General features: G+C 59.3%; 28 protein-coding genes. 10 read left to right on the top strand and 18 right to left on the bottom strand.

The window, feature by feature from the left end; genetic code table 11:
• Positions 1-93 precede the first annotated feature (93 nt).
• Both rpmI and ACVW0C_RS00655 read right to left on the bottom strand, forming a co-directional pair.
• Complete coding sequence (gene rpmI, locus ACVW0C_RS00660; protein WP_011434387.1) at positions 94-294, bottom strand: 50S ribosomal protein L35; 201 nt, start codon at positions 292-294, stop codon at positions 94-96.
• A gap of 128 nt (positions 295-422) precedes the next feature.
• Positions 423-1,655 carry a class I SAM-dependent methyltransferase gene (locus ACVW0C_RS00655; RefSeq protein ID WP_457383977.1) on the bottom strand — a complete coding sequence of 411 codons (1,233 nt, stop codon included), beginning with the start codon at positions 1,653-1,655 and terminating at the stop codon, positions 423-425.
• Positions 1,656-1,727: 72 nt separating this feature from the next.
• On the opposite strand from ACVW0C_RS00655, the gene glcD reads away from it, so the two are divergent.
• Positions 1,728-3,239 (top strand): glycolate oxidase subunit GlcD, encoded by a 1,512-nt coding sequence (gene glcD / locus ACVW0C_RS00650; RefSeq protein ID WP_457383976.1) that lies wholly within the window; start codon positions 1,728-1,730, stop codon positions 3,237-3,239.
• 61 nt (positions 3,240-3,300) lie between these two features.
• Here glcD and ACVW0C_RS00645 read toward each other — a convergent pair whose 3' ends face one another.
• From ACVW0C_RS00645 to ACVW0C_RS00625, 5 genes are all read right to left on the bottom strand, one after another.
• Complete coding sequence (locus ACVW0C_RS00645; protein ID WP_457383975.1) at positions 3,301-5,187, bottom strand: AAA family ATPase; 1,887 nt, start codon at positions 5,185-5,187, stop codon at positions 3,301-3,303.
• Positions 5,188-5,310: 123 nt separating this feature from the next.
• Positions 5,311-6,000: a hydrogenase nickel incorporation protein HypB gene (hypB, locus tag ACVW0C_RS00640; RefSeq protein WP_414343585.1), complete on the bottom strand. Its 690-nt coding sequence runs from the start codon at positions 5,998-6,000 to the stop codon at positions 5,311-5,313.
• 35 nt (positions 6,001-6,035) lie between these two features.
• Positions 6,036-6,605 (bottom strand): phycobiliprotein lyase, encoded by a 570-nt coding sequence (locus tag ACVW0C_RS00635; protein WP_011434381.1) that lies wholly within the window; start codon positions 6,603-6,605, stop codon positions 6,036-6,038.
• 1,063 nt (positions 6,606-7,668) lie between these two features.
• Entirely contained in the window at positions 7,669-8,862 is a 1,194-nt protein-coding gene (locus tag ACVW0C_RS00630) for an RNA-guided endonuclease InsQ/TnpB family protein (RefSeq protein ID WP_457383974.1), read from the bottom strand.
• A gap of 70 nt (positions 8,863-8,932) precedes the next feature.
• A complete protein-coding gene (locus tag ACVW0C_RS00625; protein WP_011434379.1) occupies positions 8,933-9,229 on the bottom strand; it encodes a hypothetical protein in 297 nt (98 codons plus the stop codon).
• 214 nt (positions 9,230-9,443) lie between these two features.
• Between ACVW0C_RS00625 and ACVW0C_RS00620 the strand changes: the two genes are divergently transcribed.
• The 3 genes from ACVW0C_RS00620 to ACVW0C_RS00610 all read left to right on the top strand — a co-directional run bounded on the left by ACVW0C_RS00620 (position 9,444) and on the right by ACVW0C_RS00610 (position 11,581).
• A complete protein-coding gene (locus ACVW0C_RS00620; RefSeq protein WP_011434378.1) occupies positions 9,444-9,686 on the top strand; it encodes a Ycf34 family protein in 243 nt (80 codons plus the stop codon).
• Between the two features lie 146 nt (positions 9,687-9,832).
• Complete coding sequence (gene hemF, locus ACVW0C_RS00615; protein ID WP_457384036.1) at positions 9,833-10,846, top strand: oxygen-dependent coproporphyrinogen oxidase; 1,014 nt, start codon at positions 9,833-9,835, stop codon at positions 10,844-10,846.
• Positions 10,847-10,885: 39 nt separating this feature from the next.
• The gene (locus ACVW0C_RS00610) at positions 10,886-11,581 is read left to right on the top strand and encodes an alpha/beta hydrolase (RefSeq protein ID WP_457383973.1); all 696 of its coding nucleotides are present in this window, start codon (positions 10,886-10,888) and stop codon (positions 11,579-11,581) included.
• Positions 11,582-11,807: 226 nt separating this feature from the next.
• Here the strand turns inward: ACVW0C_RS00610 and ACVW0C_RS00605 are convergent, their stop codons facing one another.
• The 7 genes from ACVW0C_RS00605 to ACVW0C_RS00575 form a co-directional block, all read right to left on the bottom strand.
• Positions 11,808-12,374, bottom strand: coding sequence for a GDYXXLXY domain-containing protein (locus ACVW0C_RS00605; RefSeq protein ID WP_457383972.1), 567 nt, complete (start codon positions 12,372-12,374; stop codon positions 11,808-11,810).
• 26 nt (positions 12,375-12,400) lie between these two features.
• Complete coding sequence (thiD, locus tag ACVW0C_RS00600) at positions 12,401-13,267, bottom strand: bifunctional hydroxymethylpyrimidine kinase/phosphomethylpyrimidine kinase (protein ID WP_457383971.1); 867 nt, start codon at positions 13,265-13,267, stop codon at positions 12,401-12,403.
• Positions 13,268-13,440: 173 nt separating this feature from the next.
• Positions 13,441-13,647 carry a hypothetical protein gene (locus ACVW0C_RS00595; RefSeq protein WP_457383970.1) on the bottom strand — a complete coding sequence of 69 codons (207 nt, stop codon included), beginning with the start codon at positions 13,645-13,647 and terminating at the stop codon, positions 13,441-13,443.
• A gap of 528 nt (positions 13,648-14,175) precedes the next feature.
• Complete coding sequence (locus ACVW0C_RS00590) at positions 14,176-14,493, bottom strand: 2Fe-2S iron-sulfur cluster-binding protein (RefSeq protein WP_414342213.1); 318 nt, start codon at positions 14,491-14,493, stop codon at positions 14,176-14,178.
• The gene (locus tag ACVW0C_RS00585; RefSeq protein WP_414384163.1) at positions 14,493-14,750 is read right to left on the bottom strand and encodes a DUF1816 domain-containing protein; all 258 of its coding nucleotides are present in this window, start codon (positions 14,748-14,750) and stop codon (positions 14,493-14,495) included. Before ACVW0C_RS00585 ends, ACVW0C_RS00590 begins: the two co-directional genes overlap by 1 nt.
• Before the next feature lie 22 nt (positions 14,751-14,772).
• Positions 14,773-15,909 carry a 23S rRNA (guanosine(2251)-2'-O)-methyltransferase RlmB gene (gene rlmB / locus ACVW0C_RS00580; RefSeq protein ID WP_457383969.1) on the bottom strand — a complete coding sequence of 379 codons (1,137 nt, stop codon included), beginning with the start codon at positions 15,907-15,909 and terminating at the stop codon, positions 14,773-14,775.
• Between the two features lie 33 nt (positions 15,910-15,942).
• On the bottom strand, positions 15,943-16,374 hold the full coding sequence (locus ACVW0C_RS00575) for a ribonuclease III domain-containing protein (protein ID WP_414349937.1): 432 nt from the start codon (positions 16,372-16,374) through the stop codon (positions 15,943-15,945).
• A 208-nt stretch (positions 16,375-16,582) separates the two neighbouring features.
• Between ACVW0C_RS00575 and ACVW0C_RS00570 the strand changes: the two genes are divergently transcribed.
• Positions 16,583-16,783, top strand: a complete 201-nt coding sequence (locus ACVW0C_RS00570; protein ID WP_041436874.1) for a CsbD family protein — start codon at positions 16,583-16,585, stop codon at positions 16,781-16,783.
• Positions 16,784-16,789: 6 nt separating this feature from the next.
• Here the strand turns inward: ACVW0C_RS00570 and ACVW0C_RS00565 are convergent, their stop codons facing one another.
• From ACVW0C_RS00565 to ACVW0C_RS00555, 3 genes are all read right to left on the bottom strand, one after another.
• Positions 16,790-17,278, bottom strand: a complete 489-nt coding sequence (locus tag ACVW0C_RS00565; RefSeq protein WP_414332284.1) for a photosystem I reaction center protein subunit XI — start codon at positions 17,276-17,278, stop codon at positions 16,790-16,792.
• 100 nt (positions 17,279-17,378) lie between these two features.
• Entirely contained in the window at positions 17,379-17,498 is a 120-nt protein-coding gene (locus ACVW0C_RS00560) for a photosystem I reaction center subunit IX (protein WP_011434365.1), read from the bottom strand.
• A gap of 52 nt (positions 17,499-17,550) precedes the next feature.
• On the bottom strand, positions 17,551-18,096 hold the full coding sequence (locus ACVW0C_RS00555) for a Photosystem I reaction center subunit III (RefSeq protein ID WP_414342216.1): 546 nt from the start codon (positions 18,094-18,096) through the stop codon (positions 17,551-17,553).
• Positions 18,097-18,301: 205 nt separating this feature from the next.
• On the opposite strand from ACVW0C_RS00555, the gene tsaD reads away from it, so the two are divergent.
• Positions 18,302-19,402, top strand: a complete 1,101-nt coding sequence (gene tsaD / locus ACVW0C_RS00550) for a tRNA (adenosine(37)-N6)-threonylcarbamoyltransferase complex transferase subunit TsaD (protein WP_457383968.1) — start codon at positions 18,302-18,304, stop codon at positions 19,400-19,402.
• Here tsaD and mnmG read toward each other — a convergent pair.
• On the bottom strand, positions 19,360-21,297 hold the full coding sequence (mnmG, locus tag ACVW0C_RS00545; protein ID WP_457383967.1) for a tRNA uridine-5-carboxymethylaminomethyl(34) synthesis enzyme MnmG: 1,938 nt from the start codon (positions 21,295-21,297) through the stop codon (positions 19,360-19,362). The two genes, tsaD and mnmG, sit on opposite strands and share 43 nt — an antisense overlap.
• Positions 21,298-21,794: 497 nt before the next feature.
• Between mnmG and thrC the strand changes: the two genes are divergently transcribed.
• From thrC to ACVW0C_RS00525, 4 genes are all read left to right on the top strand, one after another.
• Positions 21,795-23,135, top strand: coding sequence for a threonine synthase (gene thrC, locus ACVW0C_RS00540; protein WP_457383966.1), 1,341 nt, complete (start codon positions 21,795-21,797; stop codon positions 23,133-23,135).
• Positions 23,136-23,239: 104 nt separating this feature from the next.
• Complete coding sequence (locus tag ACVW0C_RS00535) at positions 23,240-23,761, top strand: fasciclin domain-containing protein (RefSeq protein ID WP_457383965.1); 522 nt, start codon at positions 23,240-23,242, stop codon at positions 23,759-23,761.
• A 36-nt stretch (positions 23,762-23,797) separates the two neighbouring features.
• The gene (locus tag ACVW0C_RS00530) at positions 23,798-24,073 is read left to right on the top strand and encodes a ubiquitin-like small modifier protein 1 (RefSeq protein WP_011434358.1); all 276 of its coding nucleotides are present in this window, start codon (positions 23,798-23,800) and stop codon (positions 24,071-24,073) included.
• A 26-nt stretch (positions 24,074-24,099) separates the two neighbouring features.
• Complete coding sequence (locus ACVW0C_RS00525) at positions 24,100-24,678, top strand: DNA-3-methyladenine glycosylase (protein WP_011434357.1); 579 nt, start codon at positions 24,100-24,102, stop codon at positions 24,676-24,678.
• The last annotated feature ends 4 nt before the right edge of the window (positions 24,679-24,682 follow it).

The following is a 24,682-nucleotide window of genomic DNA, read 5'->3' as shown; positions in this document are numbered from 1 at the left end:
GGGTAGAAGCACTCCGTCCTGCTAACGGGATCGGAACTGCTGTCGCCAATGCCAGCCCCTGAAATCTTCTTGCCGGCGCGAGCGGGATCCCGGCTAGTGGGTGTTGGGCAACATCAGGCGCACATTGACCACATCCCGCTTGTCCACCAGGGCCACACCGGCCAATTTGCGTTTGCGCTTGCTGGTTTTGTGCTCCAGCAAGTGGTTGTGCCCGGCCCTGCGACGCATAAACTTGCCGCTGCCGGTCAGGCGGAAGCGCTTGGCTGCTGCCTTGCGGGTTTTGATTTTGGGCATGATGACAACCCCAGAATATGCGGGGCCAGAGCTAAAGGTCACAGCTTTCTAGGATAAGCCATAGAAGAACAAGAGGGCAAATGCCAAGGTTCGTCCCGCTGAGGCAAGGGAAAGGGGTCGAGAAACTCTCAAGAGACCGAGTTTTGCGGCTCCAGCAGCAGCACTTGCCAGCGCAGCAGGCGTTGCAGTTGCTCAAAGCTCAGGGGGCACTCTAGGCCAGCCTGGATCTCTTGGACGGTGCGGATCCCGTCCACCTGTTGGAGAAAGGCGAAGGCTTCTTCGCTCAGGGAGATGGCTTCGTAAGCATAGTTGAAAATGCTCCGCCCCGGCCACAGGCCCAGACAGGGGCTGAGGTGGGCAATGGCTGATGCTACACTTTCCGGGCTTGTCCATTCCCAGCAGCGGATGGGGGGCTTGCCGAGAAACAGCTCGTAGTGGGCTACCACCGGATCCAGCAGCTCGATCAGGCGATAGCGTTCCGGTTCCGGCAGCTGAGCCGCCTGAGCCAGCAGGGCCTCGTCCTGGCCCAACACCCGCTCCAGCCGCCAAAACTCCGGGTTGGAAAAGCGCAGAAACTGCAGTCCGGAAGCCCGGATTAATTCAAACAGAGTCTCGATGGTGTAGTCCACTTCCTGGGGGTGCAGGTACATATCGGCGAAGCATTCGTCGTCCACGTTCTCGATGGCCCAGCGGGCCCGTTCTTGCTGCTGGATGCGGTTGGTTTCCGGCAAGATCTCGAAAAGGCGGCGGCCCACCTGGAGACCCCTCTGCAATTGCTCCGCCGAGGCAAGGGTCTGGTGTTCAGAACCCGTTACCAGCAGGCGGATGGCCTTTTGCATGAGGCGGATTTCGTGGCGGCCCAGCTCACCATACACAAACAGGTGCAAGAGCCCGCCGGGAGCCAATTTGCCGGCCAAAGCCTGCAGCCCCGCTAGCGGATCGGGCAGGTGGTGGAGCACGCCCACGCAGTTGATGAAGTCAAACTGCCCCGGCAGCTGGTCGATGTCGTAGACGTTGAGCTGGCGAAACTGCACCGGCGGTGCCTGGGAAGCCCGACAACGGGCCTCGGCAATCTCCAGGGCGCGGCTGCTCAGATCAAAGGCCCAGATTTCTGCGTTGGGGTTTTGGTGGGCAATGTATTCCGTTCCCACTCCCGAGCCACAGCCGGCATCCAGAATGCGCACCTTGCGCCGACCCGGATGGGATCCCGTACAAAAGGCATGGGCCTGGGGCCAGCTCCAGCGCCAATTCCACCCTGGCGGGGGAACAGTGCCGACGGGCTGCGGGGGGAAGGGGTAGAGCTCGTAGAGCTGCCGCACTTGGTTGAGGACTTGTTCGGCGCTGGGGGAGTTGGGCTGCATGGACTATCTGTTGGAGCCAGCAAGACTATAGTGACAATATCCCCCTCCCAAACTCCTGCTGAGCCTACTGTTATGAAAGTGCTTCGCACTGCCAGCGCAAAAACTTCTTCTCATCCTCTACAGACCGGCCTCACCTTCGACTGGATCAGGCTGACGGCTGAGCTCAAAAAGATTCTGGATCCCCAGCGGGTGATCAGCAAGCCGGAGGAGCTGCTGGTTTACGAATGCGATGGGCTGGTCAGCTACCGGCAAAGGCCGGCGCTGGTGGTGCTGCCCCGCACAACAGAAGAGGTAGCGCAGGTGGTGAAGCTGTGCAGCCGCTACCAGGTGCCCTTCGTGGCGCGGGGATCCGGTACTGGGCTATCGGGGGGGGCCCTGCCGGTGGAAAATAGCGTCGTCATTGCCACCACCCTGATGAAGCAAATCCTGGAAATCGATCTGGACAACCGCTGCATGGTGGTGCAGCCGGGGGTCATCAACACCTGGATTACCCAGGCCGTTGCCGCCCAAGGCTACTTTTATGCGCCGGATCCCTCTAGCCAGTCGGTTTGCTCCATCGGCGGCAATGTGGCGGAGAACTCCGGCGGTGTTCACTGCCTCAAATACGGCGTAACAGCCAACCACATTCTCGGCCTGACGGTGGTGCTGCCGGATGGGGAGGTGGTGCGCTGGGGGGGTAAGCTCCCGGAGATGCCCGGCTACGATTGGGTGGGGCTGTTTGTGGGATCCGAGGGCACCCTGGGCATTGCCACCGAGATTACCCTGCGCTTGCTCAAGGCCCCGGCTCAAGTGCAGGTTTTGCTGGCAGACTTTGACAGTGTGGAAGCGGCGGGATCCACCGTCTCCGACATCATTGCTGCCGGGATCATCCCCGCCGGCCTGGAGATTATGGACAACTTCAGCATCAATGCCGTGGAGGATGTGGTGCAGTTGGGCTACTATCCGCGGGATGCGGCGGCCATTTTGCTGGTGGAGGTGGATGGGCTGGAACTGGAGGTGGAAGAAGCCAGCCAACAGGTGAGGGCGCTGTGCTTCAAAAATGGGGCGCGACAGGTGCAAGTCGCATCCGACCCGGAAGAGCGGGCGCGGGTGTGGAAAGGACGTAAGGCAGCATTTGCCGCCATGGGCAAGCTCAGCCCCAACTACTACGTTCAGGATGGGGTGATCCCCCGCAGCCAGCTAGCCTTTGTCTTGAAGGAAATCGAGCGCCTCAGCCGTGAGTACGGTTATCCGGTGGCCAATGTGTTTCACGCCGGCGACGGCAATCTGCACCCCTTGATCCTCTACGACGAGTCGGTGCCGGGATCCCTGGAACAGGTGGAGAAACTGGGGGGCGAAATCCTCAAGCTCTGCGTGCGCCTGGGGGGCAGCATCTCCGGCGAACATGGCATCGGGGCAGACAAACGCTGCTACATGCCGGAAATGTTTACGCCTGCGGATCTGGAGAGCATGCAATGGGTGCGGCAGGTGTTCGACCCCCAGCACATCGCCAACCCCGGCAAGATCTTTCCCACCCCCCGCACCTGCGGTGAGTCAGCCCACGCCCACAGCCAACCAGAATGGCAAGGGATCCCAGTCTTTTGATTTTGAAAGTTTGAAGGTGCTCCGAGCCGCTGGCGTGATGGGAATAGCCCTCAGGCTGGGATCAGCCGGCTTGGCGTTGCTGCTGCAGCTCGGCAAAGGCTCGACAGAAGTCTTCCTGTTGGATGACCAGGGTTTTGGCATCCACCGTCTCGGAAGTGGCGCGGTGGCGGCGGATGGCGGCAATGGCGGCGCGGTTGCTGAGCAGGGCCAGGTCGGCACCACTCCAACCTTCGGTCTGCTCGGCCCACCCCTGTAAGTCCACATCAGGCCCTAGGGGACGCTTGCGGTTGTGAACGGCCAAAATTTCCCGTCGCCCGCTGCGATCCGGCAGCTCCACGCTCAGGTGCAGCTCCAACCTGCCGGCCCGGGTGAGGGCGGGATCCAAACTGGCTTTGCGGTTGGTGGCGGCCACCACCAACACCCCCTGGCTGGGGCGGATCCCGTCCAGCTCTGCCAGCAGCTGCCCCAGAACGCGGTCGCTGACCCCACTATCCCCGGAGTAGCTTCCCCGCGCCGGGGCGAGGGTGTCGATCTCGTCGATGAAGATGACACAGGGGGCGCATTGGCGGGCGCGGGCAAAAAGTTCCCGTACCGCCTGCTCGGAGGATCCCACCCATTTGCTCAAGAGCTCCGGGCCGGAGACGGCAATGAAGTTAGCCTTGGCCTGGGAAGCGATGGCTTTGGCCAACAGGGTTTTGCCAGTGCCAGGGGGGCCGCTGAGGAGGATGCCCTTGGGCGCTTGGGCCTGAGCCTGCTCGTACAACTCAGGGTGCAGCAGGGATCCCTCGATGGCCTCTTGCAAAATCTGCTTGGCGTGCTCCAGGCCGCCAATTTGATCCCAGCTCACCTGCGGGGATTCAATCTCCACCGAGCGCAGCACCGCCGGCTTCACCTGTTGCAGAGCCTGTTGAAAATCCGCTGCGGTTACCGTCAGGGACTCGGGGATGGGGGATCCCAAATCGGGCACCTGCCGCCGCAAAGCCGCATAGGCTGCTGCCTGGCACAGGCCCCGCAGATCTGCCCCCACAAAGCCCAGCGTCTGATCCGCCAGGCTGTCCAGATCCACATCCTCCGCCAAGGGCATGCCGCGGGTGTGGATGGCCAGGATCTCCCGCCGCCCCTCCCGGTCCGGCACCTTGAAGATCACCTCCCGATCAAAGCGCCCCGGTCGCCGCAGAGCCGGATCCAGAGCCTCGGGCCGGTTGGTGGCTGCCAGCACCACGATCCCCTTTTGGGCCACAAACCCGTCCATCAGCCCCAGCATCTGGGCCACCAGGCGTTTTTCCACCTCCCCCTCGACAGTGGCGCGGTTGGGCACTAGGGCATCGATTTCGTCAATAAACACCAGACAGGGAGCCGATTTGGCTGCCTTTTCAAACAGTTGCCGCAGGCGCGCCTCCGCCTCGCCGTAGTACTTGCCGATCAGCTCCGGGCCGACAATGGCGATGTAGTTCACCCCCAGGCTCTCGGCCAGGGCGCGGGCCGTCAGGGTTTTGCCGGTGCCGGGGGGGCCTACCAACAACACGCCGCGGGGCGGATCCAATCCCAGCTTGGCCAGCAGATCGGGCCGCTTGAGGGGGATCTCCACCATCTCCCGCAGCGCTTGGAGCTGTTCCCTCAGTCCCCCCACATCCTTGAGGCGTGGCCCAGCCCAAGACTCTGGGCGGTCGGCAGAAGTTGCTGGCGGGTCGGGCACAGCAGCCTGGGATGGTTCCTGAAAGCGGGTTGCAGACACCACTCGGGGCTCGCTGCTCCAGGGGGGATCCCCCGTTTGGGCAGGGCTGCGGCGGCGGGGGATGGAGCCGGAAGGGGGAATAGAACTGCCCAGAGGACGGGCCTGGATGCGGACTTCGGTTCGCAGCTCTCCACTTTGCTTTTTCTCGTCCAGCTTCTGAGCCAGCTCGATCAACTGCTCAATGCCCTGTACAAAGTCACTTAAATTGGCCATAGCCGGGATTTTCCATCCACACAAGTTATCTGCAAATTGACCCGCCAGAGGTGCTAACTCATCCCCTGCCTGGCCAGCTCAGGTGAGGAGAGTTCCACGGCTAGATGCTCAGTATGATACCCTTCACTGCGGCTGCCGTCGGTGTTGGGCAAGGAGAATCTGCTCTCGGATCCAGCCCAGCCAGGGCTCCAGCCCGTCACCCGTCTTGGCAGAAAGACAAAAAATCGGCACAGAAGGGTTGATCTCGCGGATATTGGCCTGGATCCGATCCAAATCCACCTCCAACACAGGAACCAGATCCACTTTGGTGATCAGCAGACAATCCGCCTCTCGAAACATGATTGGGTACTTGAGAGGCTTGTCTTCCCCTTCTGTGACGCTGAGCAGTGCTACCTTGGCGTGTTCCCCCACCTCAAACTCCGCCGGGCAGACCAAGTTGCCGACATTTTCCACCAGCAGCAAATCCAGTTGTTGGGGATCCAGCAGTGCTTCCAATTGCTGCAAGCCCCCGGCCACCATGGCCGCATCCAAATGACAGGCCCGCCCCGTGTTGATGGCAATCACCGGGATCCCGTAGCGACGCAACCGCTCCGCGTCCAGTTGGGTCGTCATGTCTCCCTCGATCACCGCCAGGCGCAGCGAGCCGGCAAGAGCGACCACGGTTTTCTCCAGCAAAGACGTCTTACCCGCCCCCGGCGCGCTCATGAGGTTCAGACAGGTTACTCCCCAGGCATCAAAATGCTCCCGGTTGTGGTCGGCCTGGTGTTGATTGGCGTGGAGCAGGTTAATCCCCAGATCCAAGACTTGGTGCATGGCACAACCCGCGTTGCAGTTGAGGAGAAAACGCTCTAGCTGCGGAAAGAGCTGGATTCGGCCACCGTAGGGGTGGGAGAAGGGCCGACGGAGAGTTTACGCACCTCGGAGCAGAAAGAAGCCATGCTGAAGCCACCGAACCGCTTGACAGTGCTGGCCCGCAGGCGCAAGTTGGGGCTGGCAAACCAAATGCGCTCTTCCGACTCAGTCATCTCATACTGGGTGTAAAGGGTAAGGGCGCCATCGGATCCCATGACATAGGTACCGGCCACCGGTACTTTCTCAGCGTAGCCCTGATCCCGCAGCAACTGCCCGCGCATGGGATCGGTCTCATCGGGGATAGGTACCAGCACCACGTCTCCCTTGTACTCTTCGTTGTCCCACTCCTGCTCGCCATCCCACCGCACCCGCGCTGCTCCCACAGCTCGTCGGGGATCCACCCTGAACAACTCGCAAACCCGGATGACTGCTGGATCGGTTGCCGCAAGGGTGGCAATTTGTAGCCGCGACCTCCCACCCTCAGAGCGGCGAAAAGCCAAGTGATGGCTGGTGCGTTGGCACATCCACTCCCCAGCACTGAGGGCGAAAAACTCCATTACGGTCATCATGGCCGACGCGGATCCTCATCGATGGAACAGGGTTTGCCGATCTTAGCTTGCAGAGCAACTCAACGATTTAGCTAACGGTGGTGCGGGGGCAATCAGTCCTGCGCTCTACCCGCAGGGTAAGCACCGGGATACAGGGATCCCCACCATACCCCTGAGCGAAATCTGTAGCAAAACCTACTTATGCTGGTGTAACCTACAAGCACCGGATTGATCCAGATGCCTCCCAACAAGCCGCTCGCGTCAGCGGGACGGAGGCCTTGCTGTTGGCGTGGCTGGAGATTGGCCGGGACGTATACAACTACACTTTGCCGGAAATCAAAGAGTGGATAGCATCTTGCTCTTGGCCGGTGGACAGGGGTTCCTGGGTGCAGGAGTCCATCCTGTCTGCCGATGCACCGTTCCCTGGGATTAGACTTGTTTTGCGAGCTGGCAGTAGCCAGGGAGGCTGGGGAAGGGAAACTGCCTGTTCAGTCGGTCTGTCGGGGGTTGTAGACCCAGACAAGTGGCGTGGGGCAGGAATGCCCGACCGCGAGGTAAGGACTCCGTCCTGCTGACGGGAAGGGTGGCCAGCGCTCTGTCCACAGGAGGAGCGCCGGGAGGATGTCACCATACTCCCCTGCCCAAAGGCAGAGGATTCTGGCTCTTGGTTCCAAGACAGCACTTGCCGTATCGGGTTGCCCCTTTACGACAGCGGTGCCCATCTCCCCAAGCGGGGCAGTTCCCTTCTGCCCTAAGTACCGTTGAAGAGAAAGGGCAAAACCTATTTAGGTTGCTTGCGTAGTCGCCGGACTACCGGGTTTTTTAAGTGGTTGACTACTCTACTACTGGTCTAGAGTACAGCACAAAAGCTGCCGTGAACGGCAGGGCTTTAGACCCAATTCTTTGGTAAAACAATTGCCAATAAAATGCCAATAAAAGGCTACCCGCTTGCTCGCCTTGCAGGGGCCAACTCAAGCGCTAGACCAAGAGAGCCAAGGTTTTTTTAACTCAGCACAGGTGTCTTTGGGGCAAGGGATCCATCCGACAAGCGCCAACCGACTGCCAGTTGTTTCTAAGTAAACTACCCGACCCTGACTGCTTCGCAGTACAGGGCGAGCTTTCGGTAGCCCTGCAGTTGGCAAGCCAACCACGAACCTCTAGGCTGGTTTACAGCAGCCCCCAAAAGCGCAATCACATTCGCACCATTCAAATCCGCATCCCCTTCCCATCCACAGTGTCCACACTTAAACTGCTTCCCATTGCGGTAGGATTGCGCAGGGTCGGGATGGATGTGCAAACACCGGTGGCAGGTCTGCGACGTGTAGGCAGGCGGAACCAGCACCACAGGTACTCCGGCAATGGCAGCCTTGTAGACCACGAACATCCTAAGCTGGTAGAATGCCCAGTTATTGGTTCTGCGGCGCTCAGCTTTGCTGCGTGGCTGTTGATTGACCCTTTCCCGGATCCCTGTCAAGTCTTCCAGAGCAAGAGCGCTGTTTGTCGCCTTTGCCCTAGAGACAATAGCTTTGGAGATGCGATGATTGACCCACGCCTGAAAGCGCCTCTCCTTGCCAGACAGCCGTTGCAACAGTTGACGGCATCTGCGCCGCGAACTGCGTGTGCCCTTACTGGCTTTGCGTTGGAGTACCGCCCTCAGCTTGGAGTAGTGGTCTCGGATTCGGTTCAACTGCTGTCCATTCCAGTTATCCCCCTCTGACGTATGGGCAATATCCGTCCTCCCCAAGTCCACCCCCAGCACTCTGCCCGTGCGTTGCGGTGGGGATGGCTCCGCTTCCACACAGATCTGAATAGAGTAGGAACCGTCTTTACGCTTGACCAGAGTGGCGGATTTGGGGTTGGAGCCTGCCAACTGTTCTCTCTGGTAGCGGCCAATCGCCAGCTCAAAGCGCTCCCGACCCTCCACCGTGGTCAGCGACACCGTCCAGTCTTTCTCGCGAAACGAAAAGATACGGGCATCGTAGGTCGCAAAGCCTCTCTTGAACGCTTTGACCGGACGGTTTTTCTGTCGGGCAACTTTACGGGCACCGGCCAGCCGTCTGCAGACCTGCTGGGCCAGATTACTGGACAAGCCAAACCGAGCGCGAATCTGGTAATAGCAAAGGGACTGGAGTTTGACTGCGTTGACTACTTTTTCTGGTGTGTTTTGGTTGACCCAGTTCAACGCCTGCACAAAGGCATCCATTGTCGCATCCAACTTTGCGGCTTGCGACTGGGACACCTTGAGCTTGCAGGAGACGGTCAGGACTTGGGTCATGGTTCTATCGTAACTTCCGCATTCCTCCCGACACTGACCCTACGGGTACAGTGCGGGGCTCCTGCGATTTCTAGCTGACGGCCACGGGCGACTTAGCGGCAGCAGCAGCGCGATTTTCCTCTTCCTCAGGAGGGACAACGGCAAACTCGATGTGATTGAGCAGGGTGGTCACGAAGGCGAAGAGCAGGAAAGGCAGGGAGATCACCAAAATCAGAGCAATGGTGAGAAAAGCGTAGAGGGGGCTATTCATCAGGGAGAGGGCAGCGGCCAAGCTGGCAAAGATGACAATCAGCCAAACGATGATCTGGCCGTAGATATCTCCAAAGGAGAGGGTGCAGGTGAAGCGGTAGCGGGTGTGGGTGTTCATGGCAGTTCCTCTGGATAGCCTGGATGGTTCGATCCTAAGGACAGATCAAGCCCCATCCTGAGAAATATGTCGAGATTTTAGACGAGAGACGAGGAGATGCCTCTCTTTGCTAAGAAATATCTCAAGAATCGGCTGAGAAAGAGGGGATCCGCCGTCTGGAAGGAGGCAGGATGCTACCCTCAAGATTGGGAACCGTTTCTTGCAGGCAGCAGCCATGTGTATTTGTATTCACTGCTACTACGTGGATCGCTGTACCACCTACCATGCCGTGGAAGCGCAGCATCAGCAACCTCATCTCACGCTGACGCCGGATTTTGAGCCGCAGGGCCCCCAGATCAATGTCAATATCCGCAATGGGGGCACCGAGATGGAATGGGATGTGGTGGGCTGCCAGAGCTTTCGCGAGGAACGGAACAAGTGGGCGCGACTTCGTCCCTATGAGGCGGTTCCCACGTAAGATCCAAGAGCGGCCTGGATTTCCAGGGAGTTTCTTGCCCGGCCAAGTTAGAACTCTTCAGTTTGGCAGTTCGGCTCTCCCAGTCTGAGAGGTTTGATGGGGGCTGGAGAGGTTTTTGTCGAGTTTCGAGAGATTGGAAGACTATGATGCTGGCCTCAAGCCCTACAGCGCTGCCAGTGGATGCCCGTCAACAGGTGAGCCAATTCATGCAGCGCCTACAAGATGACATCTGTGCCCGTCTGGAGGCCCTAGACGGAAAAGCCAAGTTTCGGGAAGACCGTTGGGAACGCCCTGGAGGAGGGGGCGGGCGCTCGCGGGTCATTCAGCAGGGAGACGTGTTTGAGCAGGGGGGAGTCAATTTTTCCGAGGTGTTCGGATCCCATCTGCCCCCTTCGATTCTGAAACAGCGTCCAGAAGCAGCAGGGCATCCTTTCTACGCCACAGGCACCTCTATGGTGTTGCATCCTCGCAACCCCTATGTGCCGACGGTACACCTGAACTATCGCTATTTCGAGGCGGGGCCGGTTTGGTGGTTTGGGGGCGGGATGGATCTCACCCCCTATTACCTGTTTGAGGAGGATGCGGCCCATTTTCACCGCACCCTCAAGGCAGCCTGTGACCGCTTGGATCCCGTCTACTACCCGGTTTTCAAGATCTGGTGCGATCGCTACTTTTTCCTACCTCATCGCGGCGAGGCGCGCGGCGTTGGCGGCATTTTCTTCGACTATCAGGATGAACGCCCTGGGCTGCTCTATCGGCCCGAAGGTCAGGCGGAAGGGGATCCCGAACAACTGGCTTCTGAGCCACCATCGTTACAGGTGCGGGTGGGACCCCGCAGTTGGGAACATCTTTTCCAGTTGGTGCAAGCCTGTGGCGAAGCCTTCTTGCCGGCCTATGTGCCGATTGTGGAGCGGCGGCAGGGGATGGAATGGGGAGAGCGAGAACGGCAATTCCAGCTCTATCGTCGCGGGCGCTACGTGGAGTTCAACTTGGTCTATGACCGCGGCACGATCTTTGGACTCCAGACCCAGGGCCGCACCGAGTCGATCTTGATGTCTTTGCCGCCATTGGTGCGCTGGGAATATGGCTACGAGCCCCAGCCGGACACGTGGGAAGCTAAGCTCTACCAGGTGCTCCGCCAGCCCCAGGATTGGGCGTAGGCCGGCCATACCCCGTCTCTGCTTCTGAGGATCCGTGGCGTGTTTTCTCCTTTCCCCCTCACCTACCGCGTTCAGCCCCCCCGACAGGGCGGCTTAGGACCCGCGCCTGCGTTGGTAATGCTGCACGGGATCGGCAGCCACGAGGGGGATTTGTTCCAGTTGGCCCCCTATCTGGATCCCCGGTTGGCGGTGATTAGCTTGAGAGCCCCTATTCCTTGGAGTGTGGGCGGGTTTGCCTGGTTTGAAATGGCCTGGACGCCAGAAGGGCTGGTGGGGGATCCCCAGCAAGCGCGCAATAGCCTCAAGCTCCTGAGCCGCTTTCTAGAACAGACGCTGCCCAATGGGATCCCGGATATTGCCTTGGATCCCAGGCAGGTGTATTTGCTGGGGTTTAGCCAGGGGGCGATCATGAGCCTGTACTTGGCTCTGACCCAGCCGGAGAAGCTGGCGGGGGTGGTGGCAATGAGTGGGCGCCTATCTCCAGAGATCCTGGCCGAGGCGGTGGAGCCGGAGCGGATGAAACACCTGGCCATCCTGGTGGTTCATGGCACTGCTGATGCTGTTTTGCCGATTGCTTTTGGCCGTCAGATCCGGGATTATTTTGCCCCGCTGCCACTGAACTTTACCTATCGCGAGTACGAGATGGGCCATGAAGTTTCCCCGGAGAGCCTGCGGGATATTCAGGTGTGGTTGCAAAACCTGTTGGATAGGAGAGATTCGGAAGTGAAAACCTGAAGAAGTTTGACCCAATTGGGATGACCCTAATTCAGGTGTTGAGCAAGGCTGTGCAGCACTTAGCAAGCTCCTCAATGGCACAGCTCCGGTTCTCGCCATCTTCAGGGTTTCGAGGGGCAAGTGATAGGGATCCCTGCCCCATTCAGTTTTCCGGCTCTCCTTCGGGTTCGGATGTCAGAATATGGTGATTAATTGTTAAAGCGTTAAAGCCGGGCAGAATGAGCACTTAGTACCGATGCTCCCCTACCCAGAGGCCGACCAATGCTGCCTTGCCCCAGGGATCCACTTTCACTTCTGCCCGCGTGGCTTCAGGGTAACGCCGAATATCCTCTTCCAAGGCATCTCCAATCGCTTCGGGAATAAAAAATTCTTCGATTCCCAACTTGAGCTGCCACCCGTCAAACCAGCCTCGCAGCACTTTCTCTTCAGGCTGCAAATCTTTGGGCATCTCCCGGCTGACACCGATTGCTTGCCAAGGTTGAGTGGGATCCCCTTCGGGGAGAGCTAAGCGCAGATAAAGGATCCCTGGGGTCTCCAATTCAGGTGACCAACCCGGCAGTTGCTCTAGGGTGGAGCGTCGAGCGACGACGTAGCCCAAGGTCACGTACCGGCCCCGCAAAAGGTCATAGGGATCCACAGGGGCCGTTTGCAGGTAGATCGTGGTTCCGACAGCAAGAGTCAGCGCTTGCCGAGCCGGTATCAGCAGAACGATACCCAGTTGCAGCAGGAGGGGTAGCCAAAGCCGCCATTTGGGCAGGGATCCCTTCTGAGAAAGATTCGACGGGCTAGCCATAGCAGCCAGAGAGAGTGACCTCTCTCTTATGGCACAGGTTCGCCGATCCCGGACAGAAGCGGGTAGAAGTGCCCCACTGGCCCCTGACCTGACCCGATGGCCAAAGGATGTCGCAGAGCTTCTGTTACATAGGCTTTGGCCGCCACCGTGGCCGCAAAGGGATCCCTGCCCCAGGCCATCTGTGCTGCAATGGCCGCCGAGAGGGTACAGCCGGTGCCGTGGGTGTGGCGGGTGGGGATCCGCTCTGTTTTCAGCACTTCCAGTCGCTCGCCATCGAACCACACATCCACCCCCTGCAGTTCCCCCGGCATACCCCCACCTTTGACCAACACCGCTCCACAGCCCAGGGTGCGAATCTGCTGAGCCGCCGTTTGCATATCCGCCAGGGACTGCAGCTGCAGCCCCGTTAAAATTTGCGCCTCATAGCGATTGGGGGTCAGCACCTGGGCCAAGGGGATCAGCCGCTCGCGGATGGCCTGAATGGCTTCATCTGCCAGCAACTTCGCTCCCGTGCGGGACACCATCACCGGATCCACCACCAGAGGCCGCAACGTCCAGCGCTCCACCTGACGGGCTACCTCCAGCACGATCTCGGCATTCAGCAACATGCCCGTCTTGATCCCTTGCACCCCAATGTCCTGCACCACGGCCTCAATTTGGGCGGCCACGGCTTCGGGGGGCAGCGCATCCACCCGGCTCACCCCAAGGGTATTTTGGGCAGTCACGCAGGTCAGGGCAGAGGTACCGTGTACCCGTTGGAAAGCAAAGGTGCGCAGATCCGCTTGGATCCCTGCCCCTCCACCACTGTCGGATCCAGCGATGGTGAGGGCGACAGGGGGGTGCTGCTCGGCCAGCAGTGGAGCCGGAGTTGGTTCAGATGCAGAGACAGACATTGGCCAAACGACAAAAATGGGCAAGGGTACCGATAGCCATTTCCATCAATCAATATGAACCATCTCTTTAACGTAGCAATGAAACTGTTGGTTCTCGATTGGTCTGAGACCACTGGGGTATTGGGAAAACTCTTGCAGACGTCTGTCAAGAAGCTGACTAAGAGTGAGTTGTCCTAGTCTAAATCCGAGCAGTCCTCATCAGTGGTGGCGACCACCTCAACCCAGGCTCTATCCCCCTCCACCGCCGTCAAGCTCCAGCGCAGAAGCCGAGCCGGCTGGCCCAGCTCCCGGTCAACTTGCTGACAGAGGGATTGCTCCAGTTGCGGGGCAGAGAGAGGCGAGCTCAACGGCAGAGATAGGTGCAACAAATGCAACTTCACAGGAGTCGAGAACTGATCTCGCCAAGGAAACAGACTTACTTTCGATAACTTCTAACACTAAGAATCCAACAATATAAACTAATGTAGTATTTTCAGATTAGGCTGAGACAGCCGGGCTACTGAGAAAAACCTTTTGGGCCCCTGCATTATTGCTCCGCAACGCTATTGCTCCGCAACGCTGACGCGAAGACGCGACCAAGGTTTTAGTTGTGGGTATAGTGTCCTAGTTTGAATCGAAATGACTACAACACCTAGTGACATACTCCCGACCCCGACTGCTGGCAGTACGGAGCGGGCTTCTCGCTTCATCGGGGAGCCTACGCAAGAACCCTCCACGAGCAGACACGGAATGTCCTACCGCGTAGTTGCACCAGATTCCGGCAAAAGCCGTTTTGTGCAACTACTCCTATCATACACCATGTGGGGGTATCTGTATCTCGGCACTGACCCTACGGGTACAGTGCGGGGCTTAGCTACCCCCACACCCCCATAAGCTAACAAGTAGACCTGAACAGAAATCCGGCACGGTTAGGAGCCAAACTGCAAACGGTAAACCTCTTCCTCTTGATCGGTCTCCACCTCCAAATCGGAGGTAGCATAGGCTACACACAGCAGCACAAACCCTTGGGCCTGCAGTTCTGGCCCAATCCCCATTGCCTCTGTCTGAGTCACAGATCCCGACCTCAGCCGCCCCGCACAGGTAGTGCAAACCCCCGCCTGACAAGAGGAAGGCAGCTCTATCCCGTGCTCCAGAGCAGCTTGTAAAACCGTCTGATCCGCAGAGGCGGGGAAGCGGTAGGTTTGGCCGCGGTGATGAAGGGTTACTTGATAAGCCGTAGCAGACATCAGGAACGGGCTCCCGACGGAGTACGGGTCACCGTCAGAGACTGTGGCTGGCGCATTTTCTTCACCAGAGCCTGGATCTTTTTGGCTCCTTCCTTTTGCAGGTCGGCGATGTAGTGGCCTTTGAGCCGCTCCGCCTCAGCTTCATCGGAGAAGGGGCCGTAGTAGTAGGTGCAGTCCTCGGTGGTGATCTCGATCCAGACCGATAGGCCGCGCAGCTTATCCAACAGATTGGCCAAAAGGTTGCTCACGGGATCCATCCCCCATTATCAAGTCTAGCAATCATTGGATGTCCTTTTGCAATCCCCTAGATTCTACTACTTTTATTGACGATTTGTTGAGGAATGTATCAATCTCGGCACGTTTGAGGTGGTGGGGAGAGCGCTGCCGGTGGATTTCGTAGAGGGCAATGCCGGCGGCCACAGAAGCATTCAAGCTTTCAGTACGGCCTGCCAAGGGAATGGACAGCAGTTGGTCACAATGGCGCTGTGTGAGCAGGCTAATCCCTTCCCCCTCGGATCCCACCACCAAGGCAATGGGCCGTTGAAAATCGGCTCTATAGATGAGGTCAGTCCCTCGGCTGGTGGTGCCATAAACCCAAAACCCCTGCTCTTTGAGGTATTCCAAAGCCCGATTCAAATTCACCACCCGCGCCACCGGCAAGGTGGAGAGGGCTCCCGCCGCTACCTTCATCACCGTCGAGGTTACCCCTGCTGCCCGCCGTTGTGGGATCACCATCCCTTGCATGCCAAAAGCTTCTACGCTACGGGCAATGGCTCCCAAGTTATGGGGATCCTGGATCCCGTCTAGGACTACCAGCACTGGATTGGGGCTGGCCTGCCGGCTTCTTTCCACCAAATCCTCCAGGGCCACGTACTGATAAGGCGTGGCTTGGGCAGCGATACCCTGGTGGTTGGCGCCAGCCGTGAGGGCGTTCAGCCGCTTTGGAGACACTTCGTCGATAACGGTGCCCCGCGCTTTGGCTTCTTCCAACAGAGACAAAAATTGGGGGCTGTAGCGCAACTTCGGCAAGATCCAAACCCGATTGAGGGTGGCTTGACTTTTCAAAGCAGCCAGTACTGTCTGGCGACCGTAGATAATCTCTTGCTCCAGCTCGGTCTCCGGATTCCCGTCGGCCTGAGGCTGAACTTCCCCTGGCAAGATCCCTGTCTCGCCAGTAGAGAGGCCGGGATCCAGCTCGCCTACTGGTTGAGGAGCCACCTTGCCCTGGGGCCACTGCCGTTGCGCGTCGCGACGGATGGGCTTCACTGGAGCCTCTCGGAGGGCAAGCTTGGGATCCCCGTCTCGGCGTTTGGGCCGCTGTACCCGCTTGCTAACGGATTGCCCTGCCCTTCGCGGCTGCAGTTTGCCCGAGCGAGACAGCCGTGAAGCAGGTTTGCGCTGAGAAGTCTTGGGCATGGGCGTGGAAGATGGAAAGACGGAAAGACTATCCTAACCTTCCCACTCGCCTAGGGTCTCAGCCAAAACATCAGTGAGGGCGAGGATATGGCGCAGCCGTTCGGGATTGGCCAGGTAGAGATAGCCCAGAACTGTTTCCAGGCCGCTGGCGTTTTGGTAATCGGCCAGAGGCAGATGCCGGGGTGGGCGACCGCAGCCATTGCGACCCCAGCGGACAATTTCCTGCTCTTCGGGGTTGAGATGGGGCAACAGGGCCAACAGCAACTTGGCCTGAGCCGAGCCGCGCACCCGCCTCACCACCTGCTGATGATAGCGCTCCAGTCGATCTGGCGGAAATAATCGTTGCCGCCGCACGTGCAGTTCGTAAATGGCGTCTCCCAAGTAGGCCAAGGCTGCGGGCGATAGGCGACGGATCTCGGCTAAGGAGAGCCTTTCGGAAGTGGGCTCGAACAGCAGATCGTTCACAGCAGCTCACGAAAGATAGGCAGAAAAAATGTCTAGAACCGCTGTCATCGGCTCATTGCAGGATTCAGTCCATGCTAAGACAAGCTTCCTCTGGTCTGCTAGCCTGACTCGCGCTCTTTCCCCCCTTGCAGGTGATTTGGATCACGAGGCCCAGAGAGAAAAGGTGCTATCGAGTAGACAGGGCAAAGCCGGTTAAGGGGCTGATGTTATGAGCCTTGAAAAGCCAGTTGGAGTTACTGCCAAGAATCTGGAGAGCAAAATCCAAGAAATTGTGGGTGAGCTGGCCAGCGATCAGCGTGAAAGGCTGGAAGGTAAGGCCGAGCAAACAAAGGCAGCCACCCACCCTGGAGTCGAGGATGCTCGAGAAGCGATTAAAGACGTTGTGGATGATCCAACGGATGGCCAATAGCTCCAGTTAAGATGCGGGGACAAGGAGATCTGCATTCAGCAAAAGCAGGTAGGCGACGACCGCCCCCCCCATACCCCCTACCAAAAAGCCAGCGGCCAATTCGCTCCAAGATTGGGATCCCCCTACCGGCCCTATGTTGCGCTGCGAAGTGACAGTGCCGTAGAGAGAAAGGGCCGCCGTCAGAATCAAGATCAGGCCACAGGCTCCCAAAAAGCCGCTCAGCAGACCGATGGGCTCGTTGCGCAGCGGCCCCAGCTTGGCAAAGGGGCCGACCAGCCAATAGCCGTGGGCCATACCGATTTCCAAGCCCCGCCAAATGGAACTCAATCCCGGTCGGTTGATGGGCAGCCAGTCGATCAACAGCCGGACAACAGGCGCGTGGTTGATCGGTGTCCAGAGATCCCCAATTTGCGGATCTCCCTCAGGGACGGTGACGTATCCCTTATTCATGTTCAACCTATTCAACGGAGCAGGATCGGCATTGGGTTCGACCATTTCAGCAACTCTGTGTCCAGTTCAAAGGAGGATGGAAAAAAGCCTAAAAAAGCAGGGATCCCACCGGGCGTAGGTTGCGCTGGGGATCCCTGGCCTACACTCAGAACGTCAAAATGTCGGGGAAGAAGCGATTGATCTCGATGAACAGGGCAAAAACAAAGCTGGAAAACAGGATAAATGCCACCGGAGCAGTGGTGAGAAACTTGGTGAAATCAGCCATAGACGCCTCTCAAAAGTTAAATAAATCGAGTTAGAAAGCCGGGCTCAGCTCCTCAGCGGGGCGAGATGGGCACAGCCGCTTCCGGCTCTCGAATTTCGCCACTGGCAATCTCCTTGAAAGCAGCAGCAGGCCAAGCCAAAGCCGTGAGGAAACACCGCAGCGCCAGCGGTACATCGATCAGGCTTTCTTTCATTTCGGGGCTATCCTCATCCCGAACCGCGATCAGGTAAGAACGCCCGGCCCAGCCCAGCCAACCGGCGATATAGAGGAAAAGCAGGCCGGGGATGAGAAACTCGCCCGCATGGTTCAACCGACCATCTGTAACCAGGTGGGGCAGGCCCTCTTCGCCGCAGAGCAGCTTGCTGTAGCGCTCAAAGCGCTTGCTGGTTTGGGCCAGCTTTTGCTGGTAGACGGGAGCCATAGCAGGGCTGGCGTTGAGGATCTTCTCCTCTAGGCTGCTCAGGCGTTCGTTCATCAGGGCCTGAAAGGCGGGAACTTCGCTGCAAGGTTTCAGACCGATCAAGGGCTCTGCCTGCACAGATTGGGCGAGGCCAAGCGCAATGCAAAGGGCCAAAAGAAGGCTTAAAAAGGTTCGCATAGCAGGATGTGTCCTTGAGGTAGGGGTCTAAGATCTGTCCAAATGCTAAGGGATGCTAAGTGCAGAAACAGGCACCAAACGGTTAGTATCATACTCCTGAGCGCCTCGCCCCGACGGATCCCGGGTTTTAGCTCACACAATTCTTAATTCAAGTATCTCAAGTATCCCAAAGCTCTCCTATCCCTTTTGCCCAGCCTGCTCTCCCATGCCCTGCGTCCTTGCCATCGAAACCAGTTGTGACGAAACGGCTGTGGCTGTGGTGGCGGCGGATGTGGCCTGGCCGGGGTTTGCCCCACGGCAGCTCAGCTCCGTGGTGGCCAGCCAAATCGACCTTCATGCTGCTTACGGGGGCGTGGTGCCGGAGGTGGCCTCACGGCAGCATGTGGAAACCTTGCCCTTTGTGCTGGAGAGGGCTCTGCAACAGGCAGGATTGGAGGTGGCCGAGGTAGACGCCATTGCCGTAACTTGTGCGCCGGGCCTGGTGGGATCCCTGCTGGTGGGGCTGATGGGGGCCAAGACCCTGGCTTTGCTTTACGACAAGCCCCTGATCGGGGTGCACCATCTGGAGGGCCATCTCTTCAGCGGCTTTTTGGCCGAGCCCGATCTGCGCCCCCCCTGCCTCTGCCTTTTGGTGTCGGGGGGCCACACCAGCTTGATCTGGATGAAGGACTACGGGCAGTACCAGACGGTGGGTCGCACCCGCGACGATGCTGCCGGCGAAGCGTTTGACAAAGTGGCGCGGCTGCTGGGGCTGGGCTATCCGGGGGGACCGCAGATTGACCGCTGGGCTCAGCAGGGGGATCCGCAGCGCTTTCCCCTGCCCGAGGGCAAAGTGGAGCATCCCTACGACACAAGCTTCAGCGGCCTGAAAACGGCGGTGTTGCGCCTAGTCCAGCAGTTGCAGCAGCAAGGCCAGGAGTTGCCCATTGCCGACATTGCCGCCAGCTTCCAGGCCTGTCTGACCCATGTGCTCACCGAAAAGGCAGTGGCCTGTGCCGAAGCGCTGGGCCTCTCGACGCTGCTGCTGACGGGAGGGGTAGCTGCCAATCGGGAGCTGAGGGCCCGCCTCACAGAAGCAGCCCGGCAAAGGGGGTTGCGGGTGGTGATCCCGCCTCTAGCCCTCTGCACCGACAATGCCGCCATGATTGGGGCAGCTGGGCTCTGCCACTGGCTGCGGGGGGAGGTCTCGCCGCTGGAGCTGGGGGTAGCCTCGCGCATGCCCCTAGAAGGGATCCCTTCCCTCTACATGGATGGGGGCGGAGCTCATACAGAAGAACAGACGGGATCTGCCGCAGCCGTCCTCTGACGTTGCCTCACTTCCAGGTAGATCAGCAGGGCATTGATGTCGGCGGGGTTGACACCGCCGATGCGGGCTGCCTGGCCCACGGTGAGGGGACGCACCGCCGAGAGCTTATCCCGCGACTCTTTGGAGAGGGTGGGGATGGAGTGGTAGTCCAGATCGGGGGGCAGAGGGCGGTGGTACTGCTTGCTCACCTGCTCAATTTGGCTCTGCTGTCGCTGGATGTAGCCGCTGTATTTGACGGCAATTTCCGCTGCTTCCTGCTCAAAGGGATCCAGCTCCGCATCCCCCAGCCCCAGTTCCAGGAGATCGGAGTAGTGAATCTGGTTGCGGCGCAAGATCTCGGCTAGGGTGGCGGATCCCTTGATCCCCTGCCCCGTCAGTTGGCTTAGTTGGATGCCGGCCAGGTCGTGGGCCTTCACCCGCTGCGTTTCCAGGCGCTCGATTTCTGCGGCAATGCGCGCTTGCTTGGCTTGGAACAGGGCCCAGCGCCGGTCATCGATCAAGCCCCATTCTCGCCCCAGGGGGGTGAGCCGTTGGTCGGCATTGTCGGAGCGCAGGATGAGGCGGTATTCGGAGCGGCTGGTGAGCATGCGGTAGGGCTCCCGCAGTTCTTTGGTGCAGAGATCGTCGATGAGGGTGCCGATGTAGCTGGACTCCCGCGGCAGGGTGACCAGGGGCTTGCCTTGAACCAGGCGGGCGGCGTTGATCCCGGCTATGAGCCCCTGAGCTGCCGCCTCTTCGTAGCCGGTGGTGCCGTTGATCTGGCCGGCGCAAAACAGCCCCTGCACTTTTTTGGTCATCAGAGTGGGGTAGAGCTGGGTGGCCGGCAGATAGTCGTATTCCACCGCATAGGCAGGCCGCAGCATGACGCACCGCTCCAGGCCAGGCAAGGAGCGCAACATCTGGATCTGGATTTTCTCAGGCATCCCCGTGGAGAACCCCTGGATGTAGAGCTCCGGCAGATCCCGCCCTTCCGGCTCAATAAAAATCTGATGGCTTTCCTTGTCGGCAAAGCGGACAATCTTGTCTTCGATGCTGGGGCAGTAGCGGGGCCCTTTGGCCTCCACCCAGCCGCCATAGACAGGGGTTTCGTGGAGATTTTCCCGGATGATGCGGTGGGTCTCTGGGGTGGTGCGGGTCAAGTAGCAATCCATCTGCTCCCTTGGCACCCACACCTCGGGGTCGAAGCTAAACCAGCGCACATCGGGATCCCCCGGTTGCCGCTCCATGACCGAAAAATCCACGCTGCGCCGATCCACGCGGGCAGGGGTGCCGGTTTTCAGCCGGCCCGTTTCAAAGCCCAGTTGGCGCAGGGTGTCGGTCAGCCCTTCCACGGCAAATTCCCCTGCCCGTCCGGCAGCTTGCCAGTGGCGACCAATCCAGATGCGCCCCCCCAAAAACGTGCCGGTGGTCAGGATCACCGCCCGACAGCCGAAGATGGTGCCGAAATGGGTGACCACGCCCACCACCTCGTCGTTGCGCCCCAACACCAAATCGGTGACAGTGCCCTCGCGAATCGTCAGGTTAGGCTGGTTTTCCACCACCGAGCGCATCACCCGCGCATATTCCCTTTTGTCGGTTTGCGCCCGCAGCGCCCACACCGCCGGCCCCCGCGAACGGTTGAGCACCCGCTTCTGTAAATAGGTGCGGTCGGTGATTTTGCCCATCTCGCCGCCGAGGGCATCGATTTCGTGCACCAGCTGCGATTTGGCCGGGCCGCCGACGGCGGGGTTACAGGGTTGCCAGGCGATCTTGTCCAGATTCAATGTCAGCATGAGGGTGTTGCAGCCCAGCCGCGCTGCTGCCAACGCTGCCTCGCAGCCGGAGTGCCCCCCGCCGACCACCACCACATCGTAGTGATCGAGAAAATCAATGCTGTCCCGTCCAACTCTGAGCATAGGGTGGCAATTCCAAAATGAATAGCCGGGATCCCCGGTCTTTTAATTTTCAGGTTATTTCAGCTCGCTTATCCAGCTTAGCGATGGCGGCAACGGATAGGGTTATTTGCGACCGGCCTGAGGCAGGCAGAGCAGTAGGGAAAGTTTTCTGTTGCCCTGGGAAATAAAGTTGGGTAGAGGCTCAGTTCCCAGCCTAAGTCACCTGATTGAAGAGTTGAAGAGACCTCAGGGCGCTGGGATCAGCTCCCCCAAGGCTGCCGATAGCAGGGGATCCCAGAGGAAAGGGCAGAGTCGCCCAAGGGATGTTGCGGCTCATACAAACACCAGACAGCCCGCCTGAGAGAGCCAAGCACCGATTCCGTTATCCTCAACCGGATCTAATCCAGACTATTTTAGTCGGGTTTAGTTGACGCGGCAGATTGCGGGTGATAAGATTCCCCCCAACGATAGGTAAGTTCAATCCAGCGCCCACCCTTTCCTTCACCTTGAGGCTGCCCATGTCCCAAACTCTTTCCGAACGCCCGCTCAGCCCTGCCGATTCCCCGTTGGCCTCTGCCTTGCACAGCTCCAAGGTGGGCTTCAGCCGTTTGCGCTGTCGGGAGTGTGGCGCCGAGTACGAGCCGGTCGCCAAGCATGTTTGTGAGCTGTGTTTCGGCCCCCTGGAAGTGGTTTATGACTACGACTGGCTGAGGCACAGCGTCAGCCGGCAGAGCATCCAAGCTGGGCCGCTGTCTATCTGGCGCTATCGGCCTTTTCTGCCAGTAACTTCTGAAAAGCCCATCGATGTGGGCACTGGCATGACCCCGCTGGTTAAGGCGGAGCGGCTGGGTCGGCGGCTGGGGTTAAAAAATCTTTACATCAAGAACGATGCCGTCAACATGCCCACCCTCAGCTTCAAGGATCGGGTGGTGTCGGTGGCGCTGACCCGTGCCAAGGAGCTGGGTTTTACCACCGTTTCCTGCGCCAGCACGGGCAATCTGGCCAACTCCACCGCTGCTATTGCCGCCCACGCCGGCTTGGACTGCACCATCTTCATCCCGGCGGACTTAGAAGCGGGCAAAGTGCTGGGATCCCTGATTTACAACCCCACCGTCATGGCGGTGGAGGGCAACTACGACCAGGTGAACCGCCTCTGCGCCGAGGTGGCGGATCGCTACGGCTGGGGCTTCGTCAATATCAACCTGCGCCCCTACTACTCAGAAGGCTCCAAAACCCTGGCCTATGAGGTGGCGGAGCAATTGGGTTGGCAACTGCCGGATCAGGTGGTGATCCCATTGGCCTCGGGATCCCTGTACACCAAGGTTTACAAAGGCTTCCAGGAGTTTGTGAAGGTGGGGCTGGTGGCGGATAAGCCGGTCACCTTCCACGGCGCCCAGGCGCAGGGATGTTCGCCCATTGCCCAAGCCTTCCGCGAGGGACGGGATTTTGTCACTCCGGTTAAGCCCAATACCATCGCCAAGTCCATCGCCATCGGCAACCCTGCTGACGGGATCTACGCCCTGGAGATCGCCCGCAAAACCGGCGGCCAGATCGAGACGGCTGCCGATCCGGAGATTGTTGCCGGCATCAAGCTTTTGGCCGAGACCGAAGGCATCTTCACCGAAACCGCCGGCGGCACCACCATTGCCGTGCTCAAACGCCTAGCAGAGTCCGGCCAACTTGATCCCGAGGCGGTTACAGTAGCCTACATTACCGGCAACGGTCTGAAGACCCAGGAGGCGGTTCAAGCCCACGTAGGCCATCCTCTGGTGATCTCGCCCAGGCTGGAGAGCTTTGAACAGGCTTTGGAGCGGGCCCGCACCCTGGAGCGGCTGGACTGGCAGGAGGCATCAGTATGAACTCGGTTTGCAGGGAAGACCCTCTCCATTGCCTCTTAACAGAATCTTAATGAAGAACTGTTAAGATCCCTGGCGTAGACCTATTGGCTCAGGAGCTTTGCACGATGCCTATCTTTCCTTCTGTTCAGCGCCTTGTTCGCCGTTGGATCCCGTTGGCGGCTGTAGTGGCCCCGCTTGTCTTTGCTCCTGCGGCCCAGCCTCAAGGGCTAAACACCATTGCCGTTGAGCTGGAAACTTTGCCCAGCAGCTACTCGACGCTGGCGGCAGCTTTGCGGGCGACGGGCCTGAATACGGCGTTGGCAGGGCCGGGGCCGTTCACGGTCTTTGCCCCTTCCGATGTGGCCTTTGGGCAACTGCCGCCGGGTACGGTGGAGACGCTGTTGCAGCCGGCCAGCCGGGCTCAGCTCACCCGCATTCTCACGTATCATGTGGTGCCGGGGCGGATTACCTCGTTTGACCTGCGGCCCGGCCAATCGACCACTCTGACTACCTTGGCAGAGCTGCCGCTGCAGGTGCAGGTGGGATCCGAGGGCAGCATCCGGGTCAACGGGGCTAACGTGAACCTGGCGGATATTCCAGTTTCCAACGGCGTGATTCACGGCATCGATGGGGTGCTGCTACCCTAGTTTTTTGATGTTGGTTAATGGACGAGGCATTGGGCTATGGCAGTCAAGGTGCTGATTCCCAACACGCTGCGGGCGCTCACCCAGGATCAGGGGGTGGTGAATTGCGAGGGATCCACCATCCGCGAATTGTTGGATGCTTTGGAACAACGCTGTCCGGGGATTAAGGCGCGGCTGTGCGATGAGAAGGGGGAATTGCGCCGCTTCGTCAACTTTTATGTGAACAGCGAAGACATTCGCTTCCTCAAGGGATGTGACACCCCTCTGCAAGATGGGGATGAGGTGAGCATCGTCCCTGCCGTTGCTGGGGGCTGAGGGCTGCCAAGCCTGCCGTGGACGCTGTGGAGTGGTTGAGCCAGCCGGCCCCGCTGGTGGCACCTGCCTTGCTGGGCATGGTTCTGGTGCGGCAATTTGCCGATGGGCTGCAGGTGCGGGCCCAGATCGTAGAGACGGAGGCCTACACGGCTGGGGATCCGGCCTGCCATGCCTACCGCCGCAAGACCCAACGCAACCAGGTCATGTTTGGCCCGCCAGGGCATCTCTACATCTATCGCATCTACGGCCTCTACCACTGTCTAAATATCGTTACCGAGCCAGAAGGGATCCCGGCGGCGGTTCTGATCCGGGCAGCTCAGTTGGATCGCCTGCCAGACTGGATCCCGGCCAACAAACAGAATCAGCCAGCACGGGCGGCGGCGGGGCCGGGCCTGCTCTGTCAAGCCCTGCGCATCGATGGATCCCACAACGGCTGGCGGCTAGAGCGGGCGGAAGCCGGCCAGGAAGGCATTTGGCTGGAGGGATCCCCCTCTTGGCAAACGCAGTTGTCCATCGTCCAAACCACCCGCATCGGCATCACCCAAGGAGCCGAGATCCCCTGGCGCTGGTACATTGGTGGACATCCGGCGGTGTCGCGCTATTAGTGGG

The sequence above is a fragment of the Thermostichus sp. OS-CIW-26 genome (genome assembly GCF_054058395.1).
This window is presented reverse-complemented; position numbering and strand designations above follow the sequence as displayed.

What these genes read in the sequence shown, in the direction of transcription:
- ACVW0C_RS00565 (WP_414332284.1), bottom strand. Translation starts at nt 17,278, where the DNA reads ATGGTCGAACCCAATGCCGATCCTGCTCCGTTGAATAGGTTGAACATG.
- rpmI (WP_011434387.1), bottom strand. Translation starts at nt 294, where the DNA reads ATGCCCAAAATCAAAACCCGCAAGGCAGCAGCCAAGCGCTTCCGCCTG.
- ACVW0C_RS00570 (WP_041436874.1), top strand. Translation starts at nt 16,583, where the DNA reads ATGAGCCTTGAAAAGCCAGTTGGAGTTACTGCCAAGAATCTGGAGAGC.
- ACVW0C_RS00555 (WP_414342216.1), bottom strand. Translation starts at nt 18,096, where the DNA reads ATGCGAACCTTTTTAAGCCTTCTTTTGGCCCTTTGCATTGCGCTTGGC.
- hypB (WP_414343585.1), bottom strand. Translation starts at nt 6,000, where the DNA reads ATGCACCAAGTCTTGGATCTGGGGATTAACCTGCTCCACGCCAATCAA.
- ACVW0C_RS00625 (WP_011434379.1), bottom strand. Translation starts at nt 9,229, where the DNA reads ATGAACACCCACACCCGCTACCGCTTCACCTGCACCCTCTCCTTTGGA.
- ACVW0C_RS00630 (WP_457383974.1), bottom strand. Translation starts at nt 8,862, where the DNA reads ATGACCCAAGTCCTGACCGTCTCCTGCAAGCTCAAGGTGTCCCAGTCG.
- ACVW0C_RS00585 (WP_414384163.1), bottom strand. Translation starts at nt 14,750, where the DNA reads ATGGATCCCGTGAGCAACCTTTTGGCCAATCTGTTGGATAAGCTGCGC.
- mnmG (WP_457383967.1), bottom strand. Translation starts at nt 21,297, where the DNA reads ATGCTCAGAGTTGGACGGGACAGCATTGATTTTCTCGATCACTACGAT.
- thiD (WP_457383971.1), bottom strand. Translation starts at nt 13,267, where the DNA reads ATGTCTGTCTCTGCATCTGAACCAACTCCGGCTCCACTGCTGGCCGAG.
- ACVW0C_RS00560 (WP_011434365.1), bottom strand. Translation starts at nt 17,498, where the DNA reads ATGGCTGATTTCACCAAGTTTCTCACCACTGCTCCGGTGGCATTTATC.
- thrC (WP_457383966.1), top strand. Translation starts at nt 21,795, where the DNA reads ATGTCCCAAACTCTTTCCGAACGCCCGCTCAGCCCTGCCGATTCCCCG.
- ACVW0C_RS00530 (WP_011434358.1), top strand. Translation starts at nt 23,798, where the DNA reads ATGGCAGTCAAGGTGCTGATTCCCAACACGCTGCGGGCGCTCACCCAG.
- ACVW0C_RS00605 (WP_457383972.1), bottom strand. Translation starts at nt 12,374, where the DNA reads ATGGCTAGCCCGTCGAATCTTTCTCAGAAGGGATCCCTGCCCAAATGG.
- glcD (WP_457383976.1), top strand. Translation starts at nt 1,728, where the DNA reads ATGAAAGTGCTTCGCACTGCCAGCGCAAAAACTTCTTCTCATCCTCTA.
- ACVW0C_RS00590 (WP_414342213.1), bottom strand. Translation starts at nt 14,493, where the DNA reads ATGTCTGCTACGGCTTATCAAGTAACCCTTCATCACCGCGGCCAAACC.
- hemF (WP_457384036.1), top strand. Translation starts at nt 9,833, where the DNA reads ATGCTGGCCTCAAGCCCTACAGCGCTGCCAGTGGATGCCCGTCAACAG.
- ACVW0C_RS00645 (WP_457383975.1), bottom strand. Translation starts at nt 5,187, where the DNA reads ATGGCCAATTTAAGTGACTTTGTACAGGGCATTGAGCAGTTGATCGAG.
- ACVW0C_RS00635 (WP_011434381.1), bottom strand. Translation starts at nt 6,605, where the DNA reads ATGACCGTAATGGAGTTTTTCGCCCTCAGTGCTGGGGAGTGGATGTGC.
- tsaD (WP_457383968.1), top strand. Translation starts at nt 18,302, where the DNA reads ATGCCCTGCGTCCTTGCCATCGAAACCAGTTGTGACGAAACGGCTGTG.
- ACVW0C_RS00535 (WP_457383965.1), top strand. Translation starts at nt 23,240, where the DNA reads ATGCCTATCTTTCCTTCTGTTCAGCGCCTTGTTCGCCGTTGGATCCCG.
- ACVW0C_RS00655 (WP_457383977.1), bottom strand. Translation starts at nt 1,655, where the DNA reads ATGCAGCCCAACTCCCCCAGCGCCGAACAAGTCCTCAACCAAGTGCGG.
- rlmB (WP_457383969.1), bottom strand. Translation starts at nt 15,909, where the DNA reads ATGCCCAAGACTTCTCAGCGCAAACCTGCTTCACGGCTGTCTCGCTCG.
- ACVW0C_RS00620 (WP_011434378.1), top strand. Translation starts at nt 9,444, where the DNA reads ATGTGTATTTGTATTCACTGCTACTACGTGGATCGCTGTACCACCTAC.